This is a genomic window from Pseudomonas sp. GM17 (assembly GCF_000282175.2).
Classification (GTDB): domain Bacteria; phylum Pseudomonadota; class Gammaproteobacteria; order Pseudomonadales; family Pseudomonadaceae; genus Aquipseudomonas; species Aquipseudomonas chlororaphis.
Genome location: NZ_CP124732.1, coordinates 4953642 through 4971721, shown reverse-complemented (window position 1 = coordinate 4971721; position 18080 = coordinate 4953642). Strand labels below are relative to the sequence as shown.

The 18080-nt window shown below is 60.9% G+C and carries 18 protein-coding genes and 1 tRNA gene; 9 read left to right on the top strand and 10 right to left on the bottom strand.

The genetic code is table 11. From position 1 onward, the window contains the following. Positions 1–85: 85 nt before the first annotated feature. The 5 genes from PMI20_RS22090 to PMI20_RS22070 are packed head-to-tail and all read right to left on the bottom strand — an operon-like array spanning position 86 to position 8418. Positions 86–1492, bottom strand: a complete 1407-nt coding sequence (locus PMI20_RS22090) for an ATP-binding protein (RefSeq protein WP_007929283.1) — start codon at positions 1490–1492, stop codon at positions 86–88. Then, complete coding sequence (locus PMI20_RS22085; RefSeq protein ID WP_007929284.1) at positions 1489–3300, bottom strand: DAHL domain-containing sensor histidine kinase; 1812 nt, start codon at positions 3298–3300, stop codon at positions 1489–1491. The genes PMI20_RS22090 and PMI20_RS22085 overlap by 4 nt, the downstream gene beginning before the upstream one ends. After that, entirely contained in the window at positions 3297–4250 is a 954-nt protein-coding gene (locus tag PMI20_RS22080; RefSeq protein WP_007929285.1) for a cytochrome-c peroxidase, read from the bottom strand. Before PMI20_RS22080 ends, PMI20_RS22085 begins: the two co-directional genes overlap by 4 nt. 26 nt (positions 4251–4276) lie before the next feature. Further along, positions 4277–6145, bottom strand: a complete 1869-nt coding sequence (locus PMI20_RS22075; RefSeq protein WP_007929286.1) for a putative bifunctional diguanylate cyclase/phosphodiesterase — start codon at positions 6143–6145, stop codon at positions 4277–4279. Continuing rightward, positions 6142–8418: a GGDEF/EAL domain-containing response regulator gene (locus PMI20_RS22070; RefSeq protein ID WP_037035443.1), complete on the bottom strand. Its 2277-nt coding sequence runs from the start codon at positions 8416–8418 to the stop codon at positions 6142–6144. Before PMI20_RS22070 ends, PMI20_RS22075 begins: the two co-directional genes overlap by 4 nt. A 213-nt stretch (positions 8419–8631) precedes the next feature. Here PMI20_RS22070 and nosR point away from each other — a divergent pair, with 213 nt between their 5' ends. After that, positions 8632–9990 (top strand): response regulator c-di-GMP phosphodiesterase, NosR family, encoded by a 1359-nt coding sequence (gene nosR / locus PMI20_RS22065; protein WP_007929289.1) that lies wholly within the window; start codon positions 8632–8634, stop codon positions 9988–9990. A 12-nt stretch (positions 9991–10002) separates the two neighbouring features. On the opposite strand, the gene PMI20_RS22060 is transcribed toward nosR, so the two are convergent. After that, entirely contained in the window at positions 10003–10716 is a 714-nt protein-coding gene (locus PMI20_RS22060; protein ID WP_007929291.1) for a murein L,D-transpeptidase catalytic domain family protein, read from the bottom strand. A 141-nt stretch (positions 10717–10857) separates the two neighbouring features. On the opposite strand from PMI20_RS22060, the gene PMI20_RS22055 reads away from it, so the two are divergent. After that, a complete protein-coding gene (locus PMI20_RS22055) occupies positions 10858–12429 on the top strand; it encodes a L,D-transpeptidase family protein (RefSeq protein WP_037035455.1) in 1572 nt (523 codons plus the stop codon). Positions 12430–12465: 36 nt separating this feature from the next. Here PMI20_RS22055 and PMI20_RS22050 read toward each other — a convergent pair whose 3' ends face one another. Further along, complete coding sequence (locus tag PMI20_RS22050) at positions 12466–12909, bottom strand: hypothetical protein (RefSeq protein WP_177323807.1); 444 nt, start codon at positions 12907–12909, stop codon at positions 12466–12468. 59 nt (positions 12910–12968) lie between these two features. On the opposite strand from PMI20_RS22050, the gene PMI20_RS22045 reads away from it, so the two are divergent. The 5 genes from PMI20_RS22045 (at position 12969) to PMI20_RS22025 (ending at position 15015) form a co-directional block, all read left to right on the top strand. After that, on the top strand, positions 12969–13292 hold the full coding sequence (locus tag PMI20_RS22045) for a hypothetical protein (protein WP_177323808.1): 324 nt from the start codon (positions 12969–12971) through the stop codon (positions 13290–13292). A 160-nt stretch (positions 13293–13452) separates the two neighbouring features. Next, positions 13453–13689, top strand: coding sequence for a hypothetical protein (locus PMI20_RS22040; RefSeq protein WP_007929299.1), 237 nt, complete (start codon positions 13453–13455; stop codon positions 13687–13689). Between the two features lie 86 nt (positions 13690–13775). Beyond that, the gene (locus PMI20_RS22035; RefSeq protein ID WP_007929307.1) at positions 13776–14192 is read left to right on the top strand and encodes a bleomycin resistance protein; all 417 of its coding nucleotides are present in this window, start codon (positions 13776–13778) and stop codon (positions 14190–14192) included. A 131-nt stretch (positions 14193–14323) separates the two neighbouring features. Then, positions 14324–14515, top strand: coding sequence for a hypothetical protein (locus PMI20_RS22030; RefSeq protein WP_007929308.1), 192 nt, complete (start codon positions 14324–14326; stop codon positions 14513–14515). A 239-nt stretch (positions 14516–14754) separates the two neighbouring features. Continuing rightward, complete coding sequence (locus tag PMI20_RS22025) at positions 14755–15015, top strand: GNAT family N-acetyltransferase (RefSeq protein WP_349775294.1); 261 nt, start codon at positions 14755–14757, stop codon at positions 15013–15015. Between the two features lie 151 nt (positions 15016–15166). Here PMI20_RS22025 and PMI20_RS22020 read toward each other — a convergent pair. Next, a tRNA-Ser gene (locus tag PMI20_RS22020) sits at positions 15167–15254 on the bottom strand. Positions 15255–15377: 123 nt separating this feature from the next. Between PMI20_RS22020 and PMI20_RS22015 the strand changes: the two genes are divergently transcribed. Continuing rightward, a complete protein-coding gene (locus PMI20_RS22015) occupies positions 15378–16049 on the top strand; it encodes a Bax inhibitor-1/YccA family protein (RefSeq protein WP_007929309.1) in 672 nt (223 codons plus the stop codon). 70 nt (positions 16050–16119) lie between these two features. Here PMI20_RS22015 and PMI20_RS22010 read toward each other — a convergent pair whose 3' ends face one another. Then, positions 16120–16449 carry a YceK/YidQ family lipoprotein gene (locus tag PMI20_RS22010; RefSeq protein WP_007929310.1) on the bottom strand — a complete coding sequence of 110 codons (330 nt, stop codon included), beginning with the start codon at positions 16447–16449 and terminating at the stop codon, positions 16120–16122. An 83-nt stretch (positions 16450–16532) separates the two neighbouring features. Beyond that, on the bottom strand, positions 16533–16970 hold the full coding sequence (locus PMI20_RS22005) for an Lrp/AsnC family transcriptional regulator (protein ID WP_007929311.1): 438 nt from the start codon (positions 16968–16970) through the stop codon (positions 16533–16535). A 132-nt stretch (positions 16971–17102) separates the two neighbouring features. Between PMI20_RS22005 and PMI20_RS22000 the strand changes: the two genes are divergently transcribed. Next, entirely contained in the window at positions 17103–17999 is an 897-nt protein-coding gene (locus tag PMI20_RS22000) for a DMT family transporter (RefSeq protein WP_007929312.1), read from the top strand. The last annotated feature ends 81 nt before the right edge of the window (positions 18000–18080 follow it).

Genomic DNA, 18080 nt, shown 5'->3' with positions numbered 1-18080 from the left:
CTTCGGGCCGCCTTTTTTGTTCTGGCTCGCTTCGGCCGAAATGGCCTCGCTGGGGGGACAGGCACTGGGCAAGAGATGCCGCAACTCAACTGGCCTTTCTGTTCTGACGCACCGGAAGCTCGACGCGGAAGGTGGTGCCGACACCGACCTCGCTGCGCACCGAGATGTCGCCGCGGTGTTTCTTGACGATGCCGTAGGACAGCGACAGCCCCAGCCCCGTGCCCTGGCCCACGGGTTTGGTGGTGAAAAACGGGTCGAAGATTTTCTGCAGGCTGTCCGGCGGGATGCCCGAGCCATTGTCGGCCACTTCGATCCACACGTTCTCGCCCTCGACGCCGTTGCGCAGGGTGATGGTGCCCCGTTCGTTGCCCATGGCCTGGGAGGCGTTGACGATCAGGTTCATCACCACCTGGTTGATCTGCGAAGGCAGGCACTCGACCTCCGGCAGCTCGGCGTACTCCTTGATCACGTCGGCCTTGTACTTGATCTCGGCGGCGACGATGTTCAGGGTCGAGTCGATGCCCTGTTGCAGGTTCGCCCATTGCCATTCCTGGGTCGAATCGACCCGGGAAAAGTCCTTGAGGTCCTTGACGATCTGGCTGACCCGGCCGATGCCGTCCTTGGACTCCTTGATCAGCAGCGGAATGTCCTCGAGGAGGAAATCCAGCTCGATATCCGTGCGCAACTGTTTCAGCCGATCGCGCAGCTCGCTGGCGCCGATCCCGGTTTCGGCATTGCCGTAAGCCTCGAGCATCTCCTGCAGGCGCTTGAAGTAGTTGTCCAGGGCGCCGAGGTTGGAGGAAATGAAGCCGACCGGGTTGTTGATTTCATGGGCGACCCCGGCGGCCAGCTGGCCCAGGGAGGCGAGCTTTTCCGATTGCACCAGTTGGCTTTCCAGCAGCTTGCGCTCGTCGATTTCCCGTCGCAGCGCGGCGCTGGCCTGCTTGAACGCCAGGGTACGTTGCTCCACCCGTTCTTCCAGCTCGCTCATCTGCAGCTGCGCGCGCATGGTCATTTCCCATTTGGTGGTGAGGGTATTGGCCATCTGCTGGACTTCGATATTGTCGAAGGGCTTTTTCAGGATCAGCAGCCGGTCGTGGCCGTTCAGGCGATCGAGCAACTCGTCCCAGGAATAGTCGGAGTAGGCGGTGCACACCACCACTTGCAGCAGTGGGTCGTGCTTCCACAACTCTTCGATGGTTTGCGCGCCGTCCCAGCCATCGGGCATGCGCATGTCGACGAAGGCCAGGGCATAGGGTTGGCCCTTGCCCGCCGCTTCCAGCAGTTTGCCCAGGCCTTCCTGGCCACCATAGGCCGAATCCAGTTCGAACACTGTGGCGGCGGTTTTTGGCGCGCTGCCGAACAGCGCGCTTTCCATCGCATCGAGGTCGGCGCTGTCGCCGGTCTTGGGCGTAAGGATCTTGCGGAAGTCGTCGTGGATCGCCGGGGTGTCGTCAATCAGCAGGATGCGCCGGTTTATCGGGTTGTTCATGCCTCAACCTCGGCGGTGATCAGGGGGATCTGCAGGACGAACAGCGCGCCTTTGCCCGGGCCGTCGCTGTGGGCAGTCAGGTGGCCATTCATCTCGATGGCCGCCAGGGCGCAACTGTGCAGGCCGAACCCATGGCCTTCCTTGCGGGTGGTGAAGCCGTGGGCAAAGATGCGGGTCATGTTTTCCGGAGCAATGCCTTCGCCTTCGTCGCGCACGCTGATCTGCAAGGTCTCGCCGTCGACCACCGCTGCCGCCAGGGTCATGTTGCGCGTCTGGTTGGACAGGTCGGACATGGCGTACTTGGCGTTGCTGATCAGGTTGATCAGGATCAGCAGCAGGCGGTGCTTGTCGCCCATGATCAGTGGTACGTCGGCGTATTCCTTGCGCACGGTCACATGATGGCGGGTGAGGGCGCCGGAGTTCATGCGCAGCGCGTCTTCGAGCAGTTCGCTGACCGACAGCGGTTCCAGCAGGCTGCTGGCGCCCGCATAGGATTGCTGGGTAGCGACGATGTCCTTGATGTGATCGACGCTTTTGCTCAGTTGGCTCAGCTCCTCGGTCATGCCTTGCTGTTCCAGGTCGATGGCCTCGACCAGCTGGTTCAGGTAGCCGGGCAGCAATTTGCCCTTTTCGTCCTCGGTGAGATAGCTGCCCAGGTCCTGCTTGTGTTGGTTGATCAACTGCATCGCCTTGCCCAGCCCCTGGGCCTTGCTGTTGCGCAGCTTGCGGCTGACCAGGTCGGCGGAGATGTTCACACTGTTGAGCACGTTACCGACGTTGTGCAGGACATTGGTGGCGATTTCCGCCATGCCGGCCTGGCGGGCGGTGTCGAGCAGTTCGCTCTGGGTGTCCTTGAGCTGGCGCGTGCGCTCTTCGACCCGTTGTTCGAGTTCGTCGTTGGCGGCCACCAGGGCGCGGTTCATCTGGTTGATCTCGGCAAAACTGCGGATCAGGCGAATGCCCAGCCAGATCAACAGCAGTACCAGCAGCGCGGAAAACAGCAGCAGGTAGAAATGGTATCGCTGGTCGACGGCCTCGGCCTGTTGCTGGTCGCGGTTGAGCAGGACGGTGATGTCGTCCAGGCGCTCGTCGACCGGCACCACTTCGATCTCCTCCAGCAGGCGGTTGACCTTGGGTTGCTCGCGCAGGATCAGCTCGACGTGGTTGCTGAGGGTATCGATCAGGCCATGGAAGTCCGTGGGCAAGCGCTCCTTGTTGACCGTCAGCTTGTTCAGGCCCACCAGGATGTCCGCGGCCCTGTCGTCGGAGGTGACCTGGGCGAACTCCAGGCTGCTGAGCAACAGGTCGTAGGTATCGGTGGCGATGTTCTGCAGTTGCAGTTTGTCCGCGTCGTGCAGTTGGGCGAGCTCCTGCTGGATATCGTCCTCGGCGGTCGGCAGAAAGGCCAGGGAGTTGCGCAGCACAGAGTTGTGCGACTTGAACTGTTCCACCAGCCGGGTCTTTTCCTTTATCGCGTTCAGGTAGCCGTCATGGGCATTGCGCCACAGCGGCGAATCGTTGCGCTGGTTCTGCGCCTCCATCGAGTCGAATTTCTGCCACAGGCGCATCATCTCGCCCAGGGGTGAAACCAGCGGATCGTAGTTATGGGTGATGGCCACCCTGGCCTTGAGTATTTCGTTTTCCCACAGCGAGTCCTGCTGCTTGATCTGGCGGATCAGGTCGCGCGATTCGGTGTAGGTCACGGTCTGGTCGGACCTGGACTTGAGGTAGAGAAAGAGCAGGATCGAAGCCATCAATACCGCCAGGGCGGCCAGCAACAGGATGCTTACGCGACGGGATACTTTCATAAGGGGTTGCCTTCCCATTCGCCGGTCAGGGTCTTGAGGAATTTGACGATCAGGCGTTTGTCTTCCTCGGACGGCGTACGTCCCAGCTGGTACTTGAACATCACCGCCACCGCGCCTTCGAGGGTGGCTTGCGAACCGTCGTGGAAGTACGGCGCCGTGACCGCGACGTTACGCAGGCTCGGCACCTTGAACACATTGCGGTCGTCTTCTTCGCCCGTGACGTTGAAGCGCCCCAGGTCGGCCTCGGTAGGGTTGCCCCGGGCCGCGAAGTAGTCGCCGAGCACGCCGAACTTCTGGAACATGTTGCCGCCGATATTCACCCCCTGGTGACAGGCGATGCAGCCGTATTCCTGGAAGCGCTGGTAGCCGTACTTTTCCTCGATGTCGAGGATCTCGGTGTTGCCCGCCAGGTATCGGTCGAAGCGCGAGTTGGCGCTGAGCAGGGTGCGTTCGTAATCGGCCAGGGCGCCCTGGATGTTGGCCTGGGACACACCACCGGGGTAGGCATCGGCGAAGGCGGTGCGATAGGCCGGGTCGTCGGCGATGCGCTGTACCACGACTTTCCAGTCGCTGCCCATTTCGCTGGGGCTCTGCACCACGATGTGCACCTGGTCTTCCAGGGTTTCGGCCCGACCATCCCAGAACTGGTGGAAGTTCAGGCTGGCGTTGAACACGCTCGGGGTGTTGACCCCCACGGGCTTGCCATCGAAACCCAGGGAGTGCGGAACGGTATCGGCACCGCCTCGATCAAGGCGATGACAACTGGCGCACGACAGGCTGTTGTTCACCGACAGGCGCGGGTCGTTGAACAAGCGTCGTCCCAGTTCGACCCGCTTGCTGTCCAGCGCCGGTGCTGCGGGGAGGGGTTTGAGCGGTCCTTCCAATGGCGCGGCCTCGGCGCCTGGAGCGAGCAGCAGGTTGGCCGAAAGGAGTAATGCAAGTGACGACATGGTCGGTATCCTTACCAGGCACAACTTCATGGATGGGGCAGGTGAGGTCGCTGGGATTCGGTCAGGAAGCGGGCGAACTCCTCGGGTTCCACGGCCTTGCTGAAGTAGAAACCCTGGCCTTCCTCGCAGTGGTGACGCTTGAGAAAGTCCAGTTGTTCGGCGGTCTCCACGCCTTCGGCGATGATGCTCAGGTTGAGGCTTTTACCCAGGTCGATGATGCTGCTGACCAGTTTCGCGTCGTTGCTGTCGGTGCCCAGGTCACGCACGAACGACTGGTCGATCTTCAACACGTCGACCGGGAATTTCTGCAGGTAGCTCAAGCTCGAGTAGCCGGTGCCAAAGTCGTCGATGGCCAGGCGAACCCCCAGCTGCTTGATGGCATGGAGCGTGGCGATGGTGGCGTCGACGTTCTGCATCAGCACGCTTTCGGTGATTTCCAGTTCCAGCAATGTCGGGTCGAGCCCGGTCTCGGCCAGCGTGCGGGTGAGGCGTTCGACATAGTCGTGCTGACGGAAGTCGATGGCCGACACATTCACCGACATGCAGATGGGCGGCAGGCCTTGCGCTTGCCAGGCCTGCGATTGCAGGCAGGCACGGCGCAATACCCATTGGCTGAGGGCGGCGATCAGCCCGCTGTCTTCGGCCACCGGGATGAAGTCCGAGGGGAACACCCAGCCATGGCCGGGCCGGTTCCAGCGCACCAGAGCCTCGGCACCGACCACCGTGCCCCGCGCCAGGTCCAGCTTGGGCTGGTAGTGCAGGACGAACTCCTCACGCTGCAACGCCAGGCGCAGGCCGGTTTCCAAGGTCTGCTGCTGGCGCGCGCGCAGGTTCATGTCTTCGATGAAAAAGCTGAAGTTGTTGGGGCCGCAGTCCTTGACGTTGCGCATGGCCGTCTCGGCGTTCTTGATCAGCGTTACGGCATCGGCGCCGTCGTAGGGATAGATGCTGATGCCCAGACTGGCGGTGACCGTCAGGTCGTGGCCCGCCACGGAATGAGGGGTATTGATGGCGGCCAGGATTTTTTCGGCCACCCCTCGGGTCTGCTGTGGGTGCAGGATGTCGCCGATAATCACCACGAACTCGTCCGAACCGTAGCGAAATACCGAGTCGGTTTCGCGCACCGTGGTCGCCAGGCTGCGGGCGACGAGCTTGAGCATCTCGTCTCCCGCCGGGTGCCCGAGTGCGTTGTTGATGCGCTTGAAACGGTCCAGGCCGATGAACATCACCGCCAACTGGCGGTCATGGCGGCGGGACTGGGACAGATGCTGGGTCAGGCGATCACCGAGCAAGGTACTGTTGGGCAGCCCGGTGAGCACATCGTAGTGCAGCAGGTGCGACACGCTCAGCAGTTCCTGGACCCGTTCCTCGATGGTCTGTTCCAGGTTGCGCATCTTGCTCGCCGCGTCCTGCGCCAGTTGCCATTTCCAGGTCAGGGCGCTGGCCATCTGGCGAATTTCGAGGCTGTCGAACGGCTTTTTCAGGATCAGCAGCTGGTCGCCGAACTCGATACGTTCGGCCATGGCTTCCCATGAATAATCGGAGAACGCGGTACATAGGGCGATCTGCAACTGCGGATCGGTTTTCCACAGATGCTCGATGGTCTGCAGGCCATCCCAGCCGGGTGGCATGCGCATGTCGATAAAGGCCAGGGCATACGGCCGGCCTTCGGCCTGGGCGCGCTTGACCAGTTCCACGGCTTCCTCGCCCTGGTAGGCCGAGTCAAGCTCGAAGTGCTGATGGGGTCTGCGGCTGGCGCCCAGCAGCAAGGCTTCGGTGTTGCCCAGAGGCCCTTCGTCTTCGGGGCTGAGAATCTTGCGAAAGTCCTGATGGATCGCCGGTGTGTCGTCGATGATCAGAATTCGCCGATTGGGCACCACGGATAACGGGCTCACCTGAAATTCTCCGACGTCGGATCCGCCGACCTGGTGCTGCCATCCACAGCAGCAGACCTGGCCTTGAGCAGTTCGCCAGCCTGGTCGCTGTCGACCGCCGCACCGAGCGAGTGCCCCAGTGACGTGCCGCTGGATATCAAGGTCGTGCGCTGCTCCTGGGTTTCCACCCCATCAGCGGTGACCCCGATGCCCACCTCGCGGGCGAAGTTGAGGATGGCTCGGAGCGTCATGGCGTTGTCCGGGTCGCTGCTGGCGCTGTCGAGAAAGCGCTGGGCCAGCTTGAGGTGGTTGACCCTGTAGGTCTTGAGGTAGTCGAACGAGGAATACTCGGTGCCGAAATCGTCGATGGCGATCTTCACGCCCAGCTCGCACAGCCTGGGCAGGATGTCGTTGTGGGTCCACTTGGTCTGGGCCAGGGTGCCCTCGGTCACGTCGAATCTCAGGTCCCACGGGCACAGGTCCCAGCGCGCGGTGGTGCGTAATACGTCGTAGATCAGTTCTGGCCCGGTCTTGAGCTGGACCAGGGACAAATGGATCGCAATCAATGGCGGTGCCACGTTCTGGTCGCGCCAGGCGCGCATCTGCCGGCAGGCCTGGTCCAGCAGCCAATGACCGAGGGCGATGACGATGCCGGTCTTCTCGGCCGCGGGCATGAAATCCTCGGCCTCGAGCCAGCCGCGCAGGGGGTGGAGCCAACGAACCTGGGTCGCCATGCCGAGGATCCTGCCGGTGCCCAGATCGACTTCCGGCAGGTAATGCAGGTGCAGTTCGTCGCGTTCCAGGGCCAGCTTCAGGTCGTTGGCCAGGGTCACCCGCTCCGTGACCTCCTGGTTGATTTCCTCGCTGTGGAAATGGAACTGGTTGCGGCCCTTGTCCTTGGAGCGATACAGCGCCATGTCCGACTGCGCCATCAGGCTGTCGGCACTCAGGGTCTGCGGGCTGTAGAGGCTGATGCCGATGCTCACCGAGATGCGCACCTCGTTGCCTTCCAGGGAGTAGGGGAGCAGCAGGGTGTCGCGGATTTTCGTCGCCAGCGCGGCGCAATGCGTGGCCTCGTCGACGTCCAGTTGCAGGATCGCGAACTCGTCGCCGCCCAGGCGCGCCACCACATCGTTTTCCCGGGTGCAGGCCTTGATGCGCCGGGCCACTTCCTGCAGCAGCAAGTCACCAATGGGGTGGCCGAGGGTGTCGTTGATGCGCTTGAAGTGGTCCAGGTCCAGGTAAAACATCGCGAAGGGCGCGGCTCCCCGTCGGGCCGCGGCGAATGCCTGATGCAGGCGCTCGATCAGGGTGGCGCGGTTGGCCAACCCGGTCAGGCTGTCGGTGCGGGCCATCAGGGCCATTTTTTCTTCGGCCAGCCTGCGTTCGGTAATGTCGAGGATGATCCCTTCCACCTCGACCAATTGGCCCTGGTCGTTGCGTACCGGAATATAGCGGTTTTCCACCCAGCGAAAGGCGCCATCACCGGTGCGCATGCGGAACTCGATGGAGGCTCCCGCCACATCCCGATCGAGGATCCGCAGCATGGCGTTCTTGACCTTGGCCTGGTCGTCGGGGTGGATCAGGGTCTGGGCCCAGTCGGCCGAGGCCACCAGTTGCGCCGCCACATGGCCGAACTTGGTGATGTTGTGGGAGATGTACATCAGCGTGAACGATGGCTCGCCCCGCAGACGATAGAGGATGGTGGGGCTGTTCTGCACGATGATGTTGGCGTCGGCCAACTCGCGGGTGCGTTCCTCGACCGCTTGCTCCAGCTGATCCATTTTCAGCTCGGCGTCTTCGGTCATCTGCCATTTTACGGTCAGGGCGCTGGCCATCTGGCGGATCTCGATGGCGTCGAAGGGCTTTTTCAGGATCAGCAGGCGGTCGCCCAGTTGCAGGCGCTCGGCGATGTCTTCCCAGGAATAGTCGGAGTAGGCGGTGCACAGGGCGATTTGCAGCTTGGGGTCGACCTGCCACAGCCGCTCGATGGTTTCCAGGCCGTCCCAGCCGGGCGGCATGCGCATGTCGATGAACGCCATGGCATAAGGCGCATCGTGATCCAGCGCTGCCTGCACCTTGTCCAGCGCCTCCCGGCCCTGAAACGCCGAGTCGAGGAAAAAATGCTCCAGCGAGGCACTGACGGGCGTACCGAACAGGGCGGCTTCGGCGTCGCTGAGGCTGTCCCCGGGGGCATCCGTGCAGGCGAGGATCTTGTGAAAGTCCTCATGGATCGACGCCGTGTCGTCGACGATCAGAATTCGCCGGTTGGTCCGGTCTGCCGACACCATCATCGGCGTGCTCCAACTCGGTGCGGGCACCTTGTATATAAGCTCATCGGGCTTCCCTTCCTGCTTCCTGAACATGCAATCCATTTTGGCCTTGAGCATAGTCAGGCTCCCCCGTATGCGCTAATCGGGCGGCGTCGAATTCATGCCGAAACACTACAAGTCATCTAGCCTGTCCCAGAAGGCGGGTCTGATCGAAGTCAAAGGGGAGGGGGAACCATGGAAGAACATACAGCGGGCGCAGCCCAGGACAGACCGACGGTACTGCTGGTCGACGATGAGGAATCGATTCTCAATAGCCTTCGTCGGCTGTTACGCAGCCAGCCTTACGACATCCTGTTGGCCGACAGCGGTGCCAAGGCCCTGGAGATCCTCGAACAGCGGCCGGTCGACGTGGTCATGAGTGACGCCCGCATGCCGAGCATGGACGGCGCGACCTTGCTGGCCCATATCCATCAGCGTTATCCATCGACGCTGCGCATCCTGCTCACTGGTTATGCCGACATGGCCTTGATCGCCAAGGCCATTAATGAAGGGCAGATCCATCGGTATATCAGCAAGCCCTGGAACGACGAGGACATGCTGGTGACGCTGCGCCAGGCCCTGGCCCATCACAATTCCGAAAGCGAGCGCCAGCGTCTGGAAGCCCTGACCCGGCAACAGAACGAGCAATTGAAAACCCTCAACTCGACCCTGGAAAAGCATGTGGCGGCGCGCACCGCCGAACTGCAACAGACCGCCGACATGCTCGATCTGGCGTATGAAGAGCTCAAGCGCAGCTACGTGACCGGTACCGAGGTGTTTTCGCTGCTGGCCAACCTGCGCTTGCCCAAGGCCAAGCAGACCAACCGGCAGATCATTGAGCTGATTCGTGTCTATTGCATCACCCATGGCCTGGACGAAGCCGACAGCCGCAACATGACCATGGCCGCCGCGCTGTACAACATCGGCAAGCTGAGCTGGACCGACAGCATGATGACCGCGCCCGCGGACCTGCTGCACCACAACGAGCGCGACCTGTACCGGGCTTACCCGAAGCAGAGCGAGTCGCTGCTGATGACCCTGGAGCCGATGAAGGACGCGGCGCGCATCATCCTGCATCACCAGGAACGCTGGGATGGCAGCGGTTTTCCCGATCATCTCAAGGGCGAGGCCATTCCGCTGGGCTCGCGCTGGCTCAAGCTGGCCGTGGACTTCATCGAGCTGCAACGCGGGCTGATACTCGAACGGCAGATGAACAGCGATGAGGCGCTGCTGTTCATTCGCAAATACGCCGGCAAACTCTACGACCCCGACCTGGTGGAGGATTTCGTCGGCGTCTGTGCGGCTTATCAGAGCGATGTCACCCTGGCCGATCCGACGGTCAGGGTCCTGACGACGCGCGACCTGGCCCCGGGCATGACCCTGGCGCGCAACCTGAATGCCGACAATGGCATGCTGTTGCTCAATGCCGGCAAAGTGCTGAGCGGCCCGCTGGTGGACAAGCTCATCGCCTTTGAAGCGATGGAGGGAGCGAAATACAGCATCTTCGTCAAAATACCCGAAGAGCCGGAAACGGCGGCCTCGGCCGCCGGTTAAGGAGCGAACGGGTTAACCACCGCTGGCGGCGACAATGCTGGCCACCTGGCGTGGCTGGCAGTTGAGGTAGGGCGAGGATTTCAGCCAACGCTGGTCGGGGTACCAGGAAAACATGAACTGACCGTCCTTGAGGCGGTCGATCACCTGGCGCGCCACCTGCGGACGCACGGCCGGGCAACCCAGGCTGCGGCCGATGCGCCCTTGGCGTCGGCTCCACAGGGGGCTCACATAGTCGGCCGCGTGAATCACGATATCCCGATCGCGGGCGAGGTCATTGAAACCTGGCTCCAGGCCGTCCATGCGCAGCGAATAACCGTGGCTGCCTTCATAACTTTCCTGGGTGCGGAACAGGCCGAGGCTGGACTGGAAACTGCCCATGCGATTGGAAAACTGGGTGGCGAAGTTCTCCCCGGATTTCTGCCCATGGGCGACCAGGTCGCGCAGCACCAGGGTTCTTTTATTCAAGTCGAAGATCCACAGGCGGCGGGCGGTGGAAGGTTGCGAATAGTCGATGACCGCCAGGTGCCGGGCCTGCCTGGCGCCACTGTTGACTGCGCATTGCATGGCGCTCAAGGCACTTTTCAGCACTTGGGGATTGAGTTCTGGAGCGGCGTGGGCGAGGCTGTTGTAAAGCAGCGGAATCGTGTTGTTGGCGGCGAGCGCGGGGCTGCAGATCGCGCCTAGGGTGGTCATTGCCAGACAGAGCCGGCGCAAGAAGGTCAGCATTCTAGAGTGTCCCCACAGTCACTTTGGCTCCTGACGTCCTGTCGCTCTCCTGGCAGTTCTGGTTACAGGTGGTTGGATGATTTTTCGCAGCCACTGCCGAGGTTGACCATCACAATGATGGCCATGATTGGAGTAAAGCAGTTGTTCAAAAAACACGCATGTTACTTGAGCCTTTTCCTGCTCGCTGCGCCGTTGGTCGCGACTGCTCAGGATGTACTGGTCGATCATGAGAATCCTGTGCAACAGGTATTCACTCGATTGTCCGATGCCTGTCCGGTGTTGGCGGTGCACCTGGACATTCCCGCCCAGAGCCTGTTACAGGCTTTTTACCAACAGCAGGGTGACCAGCCGGTCTGGTCGTCCAGCGCACGTTTGGAGGCGTTGCAGGCCCAGTTGCAGCAACTGGCCGACGATGGCCTGGACCCGGCCGACTACCGTTCGCCGGCCAGTGCGCTCGCGGGCGACGCGCTGTGCGCCGACCTGAGCTTCAGCCAGCATTACCTGCAGGCCTTGCATGACCTGCATTACGGCCGTCTGTCGCAGGCCCGTTTCGAGCCGATGTGGCACGCCCATCCCTCACAGCTGGATCGCCAGGCGCAGGTGCTTGCCATCGCCGGGCCCGGCCTGCAGGACATCCCGGCGGCCTTCGCGCTGGCGCGGCCGAGCCTCGAGCAATATCAGAACCTGCGCCAGCTGTATGCCCAGCAGCGCCAGCTGGCGTTGCCCCATTGGCAGCCGCTTCCCAGCGGGCCGCTGTTGCGTCCGCAGATGCAGGACGCGCGAGTGCCGGAACTGGCGCAACGGCTGTTCAAGGAGGGGTACCTGAGCACCCTCGCCAACGAAGGCGACACCCTTTACAGCAGCGACCTGGTGAGTGCGGTGAAAAGCTTCCAGCTCAGCCATTCGCTGCAAGCCGATGGGGTGATCGGCGCGGGGACCTTGAATGAACTGAACATCAGCCCGCAGATGCGCCGCGAACAGCTGCGCATCAACCTCGAACGCTTTCGCTGGCTGGCGCAGGACATGGAGCCCGACAGCCTGCTGGTCAACCTGGCCGCGGCGCAGTTGATCGTCTATCAGGGCGGCGTGCCGGTCTGGCAGACCCGGACCCAGGTGGGGCGTGCCGAGCGCCAGACGCCCCTGTTGAAATCCCAGGTCACGCGCCTGACCCTGAACCCGACCTGGACGGTGCCGCCGACCATTTTCCGCGAAGACAAACTGCCGGAAATTCGCCGCGACCAGTCCTTCCTCAATCGGCAGAACCTGCAGGTGCTCAACAGCGAAGGGCATCCCCTGGCGGTGGAGGATATCGACTGGGACAACCCTGGCAATATTCTCCTGCGCCAGGAAGCCGGACCGAGAAACCCGCTGGGGCAGATGGCGATCCGCTTCCCCAACCCGTTCTCGGTGTACCTGCACGACACGCCCAGCCAGGCGCTGTTCAACAAGGGGCCAAGGGCCTTCAGTTCGGGCTGCGTGCGGGTCGAGCATGCGTTGCAGCTGCGCGATCTGCTGGTGAGCCCGGCGGAACGGGTGCGCACCGACGAATTGCTGAGCACCGGGCTCACTCATGAGTTCAGGCTATCGACGCCGGTACCGATCCTGCTCACGTACTGGACGGCGCAAGCCGACAGTCATGGCCAGCTGTCCTATGCCCCGGACATCTACGGACGGGACGCGGCCTTGCTGGTGGCGCTGGACAGCAAGCTTTGAGGGCTTGGCCACTGGCATGGCACGCTGTGCCTTTGGTCAGGAACCGCTGAACATCTGTCGGCGCGCGACGATCTGAATAAGTAAGAGGGCCATGAAGGAGAATCGGAAATGGTTCAGCGTCGCCGTCATCACATCTCGCAGTTGTCCCTTCGTATCGAAGGCCTGCGGGCCAATGTCCTGCAATTCAGGCAGGATGAGTTCCAGATCCAGCAAGCCCTGTGCGGCGCTTCGGCGACAGCGAAGGTGCGCGATCTGGAGGATGCCTTCGATGAGATCCGGGAATCGATCAATCACACCGAGGCCTTGCTGGAAGCCCTGGTCCAGGTCGCAGTTGGAGCCGGGGAAGAGGGTGCAGGAGCTTGCCAGGCCGCTGGACGTTAAGGAAGGCCGGCGCTGGGGCCGCCTACGGGCACCGTTAAACGATTGATGAAAACCCGGCCGCTGCGCCGGGTTTTTTATGGCGACACGAATGGCTATCATCGTTCGGTGATTTTTCAGCGTAGGGCGCCATGGCCTTTTTCGAGTTATTCGACCAATTCATGAGAAGCATGCTGGCGGCCTGGCTCTTTGTCGGTATCTGCCAGCTGGCCCGGTTCGTCTTCTCGCAGTCTCCGTCCAGGTTGTCCGGATGGGTCACCCTCGCCGGGCTGGCCTTCTTGATGGTCTACCCCTGCGGCTGGGACTGGGCTTCCGGCTTCATGGAAAACGCCTGGGTGGCGATGTGCAGGGTCTACCAGCATTCGGCCTCTCAACTGGCGCTGTTTCTGGCCGATGCAGCGGGCGCGGCATTGGGCGGCCTGGTCGCCTACCTGATGTCCCGCTATGTCATGGCCGCCCCGGCGCCACTGAAACCTGCCGGCTGAAGTGCTGATAGATACAAAAACAGCCTCGCCACTGTGCGGGGCTTTTTATTGCCTTCGCAAAATCGGACCTGTCGTCTCTAACTCTTGATGGGGGCCTATCGACTGGCATGAATCAATGGGCTGTGCCTTACTCGAACTTCATCTACTGAGGGATGCGGCCATGACTGAGCGTCATTTGAACCACAGTGAAACCCTTTCCAATGGGTGCAAGATCAAGGTGCGATCAGAGATCCTCAGAGATGGCTCGCTCAAGATGTTCATCGGCATCTACAAGCCGGATGGCAGCGTTATTGTCGAAGACAACGACCTGGCCCCGGATGGCCTGGACATGGAAGATGCGTTTGAGTGGGGGATCGACAGGGCCAAGAAGATTGGCAGCGGGCAGAAGGTTCAATGACAGGTCATGCCGAGTGCCAAATAAGCCGGCAATGACTGAGAACCAGGGTAAATTGGCCGGCCAAGGAACTGAATGGATACAAGAACATGTTCAAGTTGAACGCCCTGGTGCCGGAATTGATCGTTTCGGATCTGAAACAGAGTCTGTATTTCTACTGTGATGTGTTGGGTTTCAGGGTCGAGTACGACCGGCCCGAGGACCAGTTTGCCTTTCTCTCCTTTGGCAACAGCCAGATCATGCTGGAGCAGGACTGGCATGACGATTCGCCCTGGCGTGTCGGCCCCCTGGAGCCTCCCTATGGCCGAGGCATGAACCTTTCCATCGAGTGTCCGGATGTGTCGGCCCTGGTTTCCGCGCTTGAGGCCGCCGGTTGCCCGATCAGGAGACCTGTCGAAGAACATTGGTACCGCAGCCATGATCGACAGTTCGGGCAGAGGAATTTCCTGGTCCTGGATCCCGATGGCTATCTGCTTCGTTTTGCGCAGAATATTGGCGTGAAATAGCTGCCAGGCGGCGCCGGAAACCTGTGTAGTCCAATTGGCTCCACACCGTTTGCCGGCTATCCGCTAGCGCGGGGGCTGTTGGCGATTGAGGCGTAAAATGACGGTGCTACCTCGTCAAAAGGAGCCCCCATATGATCGCCGACCAAGTAAGCAAACAGGCGTCTGAGCAAAGAGTCTGGGATCAATACTTCTGCGCTGCGTTGATTGCCGAAAGTAATCTGACGGCACCGGTCGTAGGAGAGGCCACTCATGAAGACAGGCAGAACCTGTTGATCGAAAGAGCCAAAACTCTCGCCGACAAGATGATGGCATGTAGAAAATAATCGAAGCCCAGCCAGAGTGCTGGGCTTTTTGTATCCTCCTCCTTCTTCTTGCACAGGGACGCGATCATGAATTGGCAAATCAGACAGGCCGTCTTGAGCGATATCGAATGGTTGGTGCGTGTGGATCCTATCGCGGCAAAAGATCACGGCCGTCGAGCACAAATAGAAAGGGTAGTAGGCACGGGCGAATGCTGGGTTGCTTGTGAGACGAACGATCCCAGTGTCCCGATCGGTTACGGCTGTTTGGACACAAGTTTTTCGGGGAGTGGTTCATCCCGCTTGTAGTCGTCTCAAACGCTCATAGACGTTCTGGTGTAGGTCGGCAAATCGTTGCTCACTTAGAGCATTGTTCCTCTGCCAGAAAGATCTTCACTTCGACCAACACGTCCAATACACCCATGCGGCAATTGTTGGTACAGCTTGGATATCAATACAGCGGGACTGTGGAGAATCTTGACCCTGGTGATCCAGAGCTGATTTTTGTGAAGTTTTTGAATTAACTCCGCACAACAACGGCGGCAAGGTCTTCACCATCCATGTTGCGCTGTCGACGCTGGTTACCTTTGTGGTGGGACTCCCAAAAGCAGCGTCGATCCTCAAGCCCCAGAAACGAAAAAGCCCCGAAAGATCGGGGCTTTAGCGTGACGAATATGGCGGAGGCGATGGGATTCGAACTCATGGACCTGTTACAGTCGACGGTTTTCAAGACCGTTGCCTTAAACCACTCGGCCACACCTCCGTTTTTGTTGCGGGCGCCATAATACCTGAATGAAACACACTGTCAAACTCTGTACATAGCTTGTTGCAGAGCGTCTGTTATGATCTTTGCCACTGAACGTTTCAAACCAACAGGAGTGTCGCCATGCGCGAACAGGATTACGCAGTTAATAACAGCGTGCAGGCCGAGCAGCTAGAAGTTAGCCGCGTCCTGCGCAACACCTACGGCTTACTCGCTCTCACTCTCGCCTTCAGTGGCGTGATGGCTTACGTGGCCCAGCAGATGCGGGTCGGTTATCCGAACATTTTCGTGGTGCTGATTGGTTTCTACGGTCTGTTCTTCCTCACCAACAAACTCCGTGATTCGGCCTGGGGCCTGGTGTCGGCGTTTGCCTTGACCGGTTTCATGGGCTTCCTGCTCGGCCCGATCCTCAACCGTTACCTGGGCATGCAGGGCGGCGCGGAAGTGGTCAGCTCGGCCTTTGCGATGACCGCGCTGGTGTTCGGTGGTCTGTCGGCCTACGTGCTGATCTCCCGCAAGGACATGAGCTTCCTCGGTGGTTTCATCACCGCCGGTTTCTTCGTCCTGCTGGGGGCGACGCTGGCCAGCCTGTTCTTCCAGATCAGCGGTCTGCAACTGGCGATCAGCGCGGGCTTCGTGCTGTTCTCCTCGGTGTGCATCCTGTACCAGACCAGCGCCATCATCCATGGCGGCGAGCGTAACTACATCATGGCGACCATTAGCCTGTATGTATCGATCTACAACCTGTTCGTCAGCCTGTTGCAGCTGTTCGGCATCATGGGGCGCGACGACTGATCGTCAAGCCTGAAACAAAAAGCCCGCTTCGGCGGGCTTTTTGTTGTCTGCGATCTGAACGTCCGGGACGCTATTCGGCAATGATCAGGCTGCCATCGGTTTGTTGCTGATAGATGGTGTAGGGCAACAGCAAGGTGTCGAGCACGCCTGAGACGGCCATGTCGAGCAGCATGGCTTGGTTCGAGGCCGGGCCGGTATGAGTTGTGCCGTTCTCTGGCTCAGGGGCGTGCAGGCTGCAGAAATCGTAAGTCACGCCACTGTAGATACGCGGGACGCCACCGCAGTACGATTTTCGCTCCTTGAGTTTCTCGCTGGCCACCGCATCCTCCCTGAAGACGGTATCGATGGTTCCACAACCTGAGAGCATCAATGCCGCCAGCAACAGAAAAGAGGTTTTCACGGTGCGAATCCTTCGTCGATGAGGCCCTGAGTCTAGCCAGTTTTTGGGTGCCAGGGGGCAAACGCCGTGTGTGAGCCCAGGCATTACGCCATCGGCGGCAACCGCCGTTTCACCGGGCTTTTCTTGACGATCGCGGTGTTGGTTTCCGCGCAGTTGTTGAGGTGGTCGAGCAGGCTGTCCAGTTGCTCCATGTCGCGTACATGCAGGCGGGCGATAAAGCAGTCCTCGCCCGTGACCTTGTCGCATTCGGTGAACTCGGGGATGGCCAGGATCTGTCGTTCGACTTCCTGGAGTTTCCCCGGCAGCGGCCGGATGCGCACGATGGCCTGCAATTGATAGCCGAAGAACTTCGGGTCGACTTCGATGGTATAGGCCTTGAGCACGCCGCGCTCTTCCAGACGTCGCAGGCGTTCGGCGACGCTGGGCGAGGACAGCCCGCTGATCTGCGCCAGGGCCTTGAGCGAACGGCGTGAATCTTCCATCAGGGCGCTGATCAGTGCCTGGTCAATTTCGTCGATCATGTCAGCCTCATTAGGTAAAACCTAAGAAATACCTTGATAAAAAAGGTGTAAGCCGATTTTAGCCTACCGTTGAGTCTTGAGCGGGGCAGGAGCCGATTGTCATACTTTTGGCTCTTGTTGAGGAGAGTGATCATGGACAAATTGTTACGCCGCGGCTCACTGGAAATGACCGCCGCCATGTTGATTTCCGGCACCATCGGCTGGTTCGTGCTGGTATCCGGGCAGCCGGTGCTGGACGTGGTGTTCTGGCGCTGCGTGTTCGGCGCGGCGACCCTGCTGCTGATCTGTGCCGGCTTCGGCTTTCTGCGCCCCGGCATCCTGACGCGCACCACCTTTCTCCTTGCCGTGCTCAGCGGTGTCGCCATCGTCGGCAACTGGGTGCTGCTGTTCGCCTCCTATTCCCGGGCCTCGATCGCCATCGGCACCGCGGTCTACAACGTCCAGCCGTTCATGCTGGTGGGGCTGGCGGCGCTGTTCCTCGGCGAGAAAATCACCGCGCAGAAACTGTTCTGGCTGAGCATTTCCTTCGCCGGGATGCTGGCGATCGTCAGCGCCCATGGCGAGCAGGGCGCGGCGGGCAATGACTATCTGCTGGGAATCGCCCTGGCGCTGGGGGCGGCCCTGCTGTATGCCTTCGCCGCGCTCTGGATCAAGCGCCTGACCGGCACGCCGCCGCACCTGATCGCGTTGATCCAGGTCTGCACCGGGGTGTTGTTGCTGGCGCCCTGGGCCAACTTCTCCGCGCTGCCCACGGCACCGGAGGCCTGGGCCAGCCTGCTGACCCTGGGCATCGTCCACACCGGAGTGATGTACGTGCTGCTGTACGGCGCGATCCAGAAACTACCGACCGCGCTGACCGGCGCGCTGTCGTTCATCTATCCGATCGCGGCGATCTTCGTCGACTGGTTCGCCTTCGGCCATCGCCTGGAGCTGCTGCAATGGATCGGCGTGATCGCCATCCTGCTGGCGGCGGCTGGCATGCAGCAGGGCTGGAGCCTGGGCTTGCGCCGTCGGGTGGCGGCGCAGTGAGCGCTGCGGTCCACTCAGGCGCTGTGACTGGGCGATTGTTTGCTACTCTGCGGTCCTTCCATCCCGTTCCGCCGAGTACAG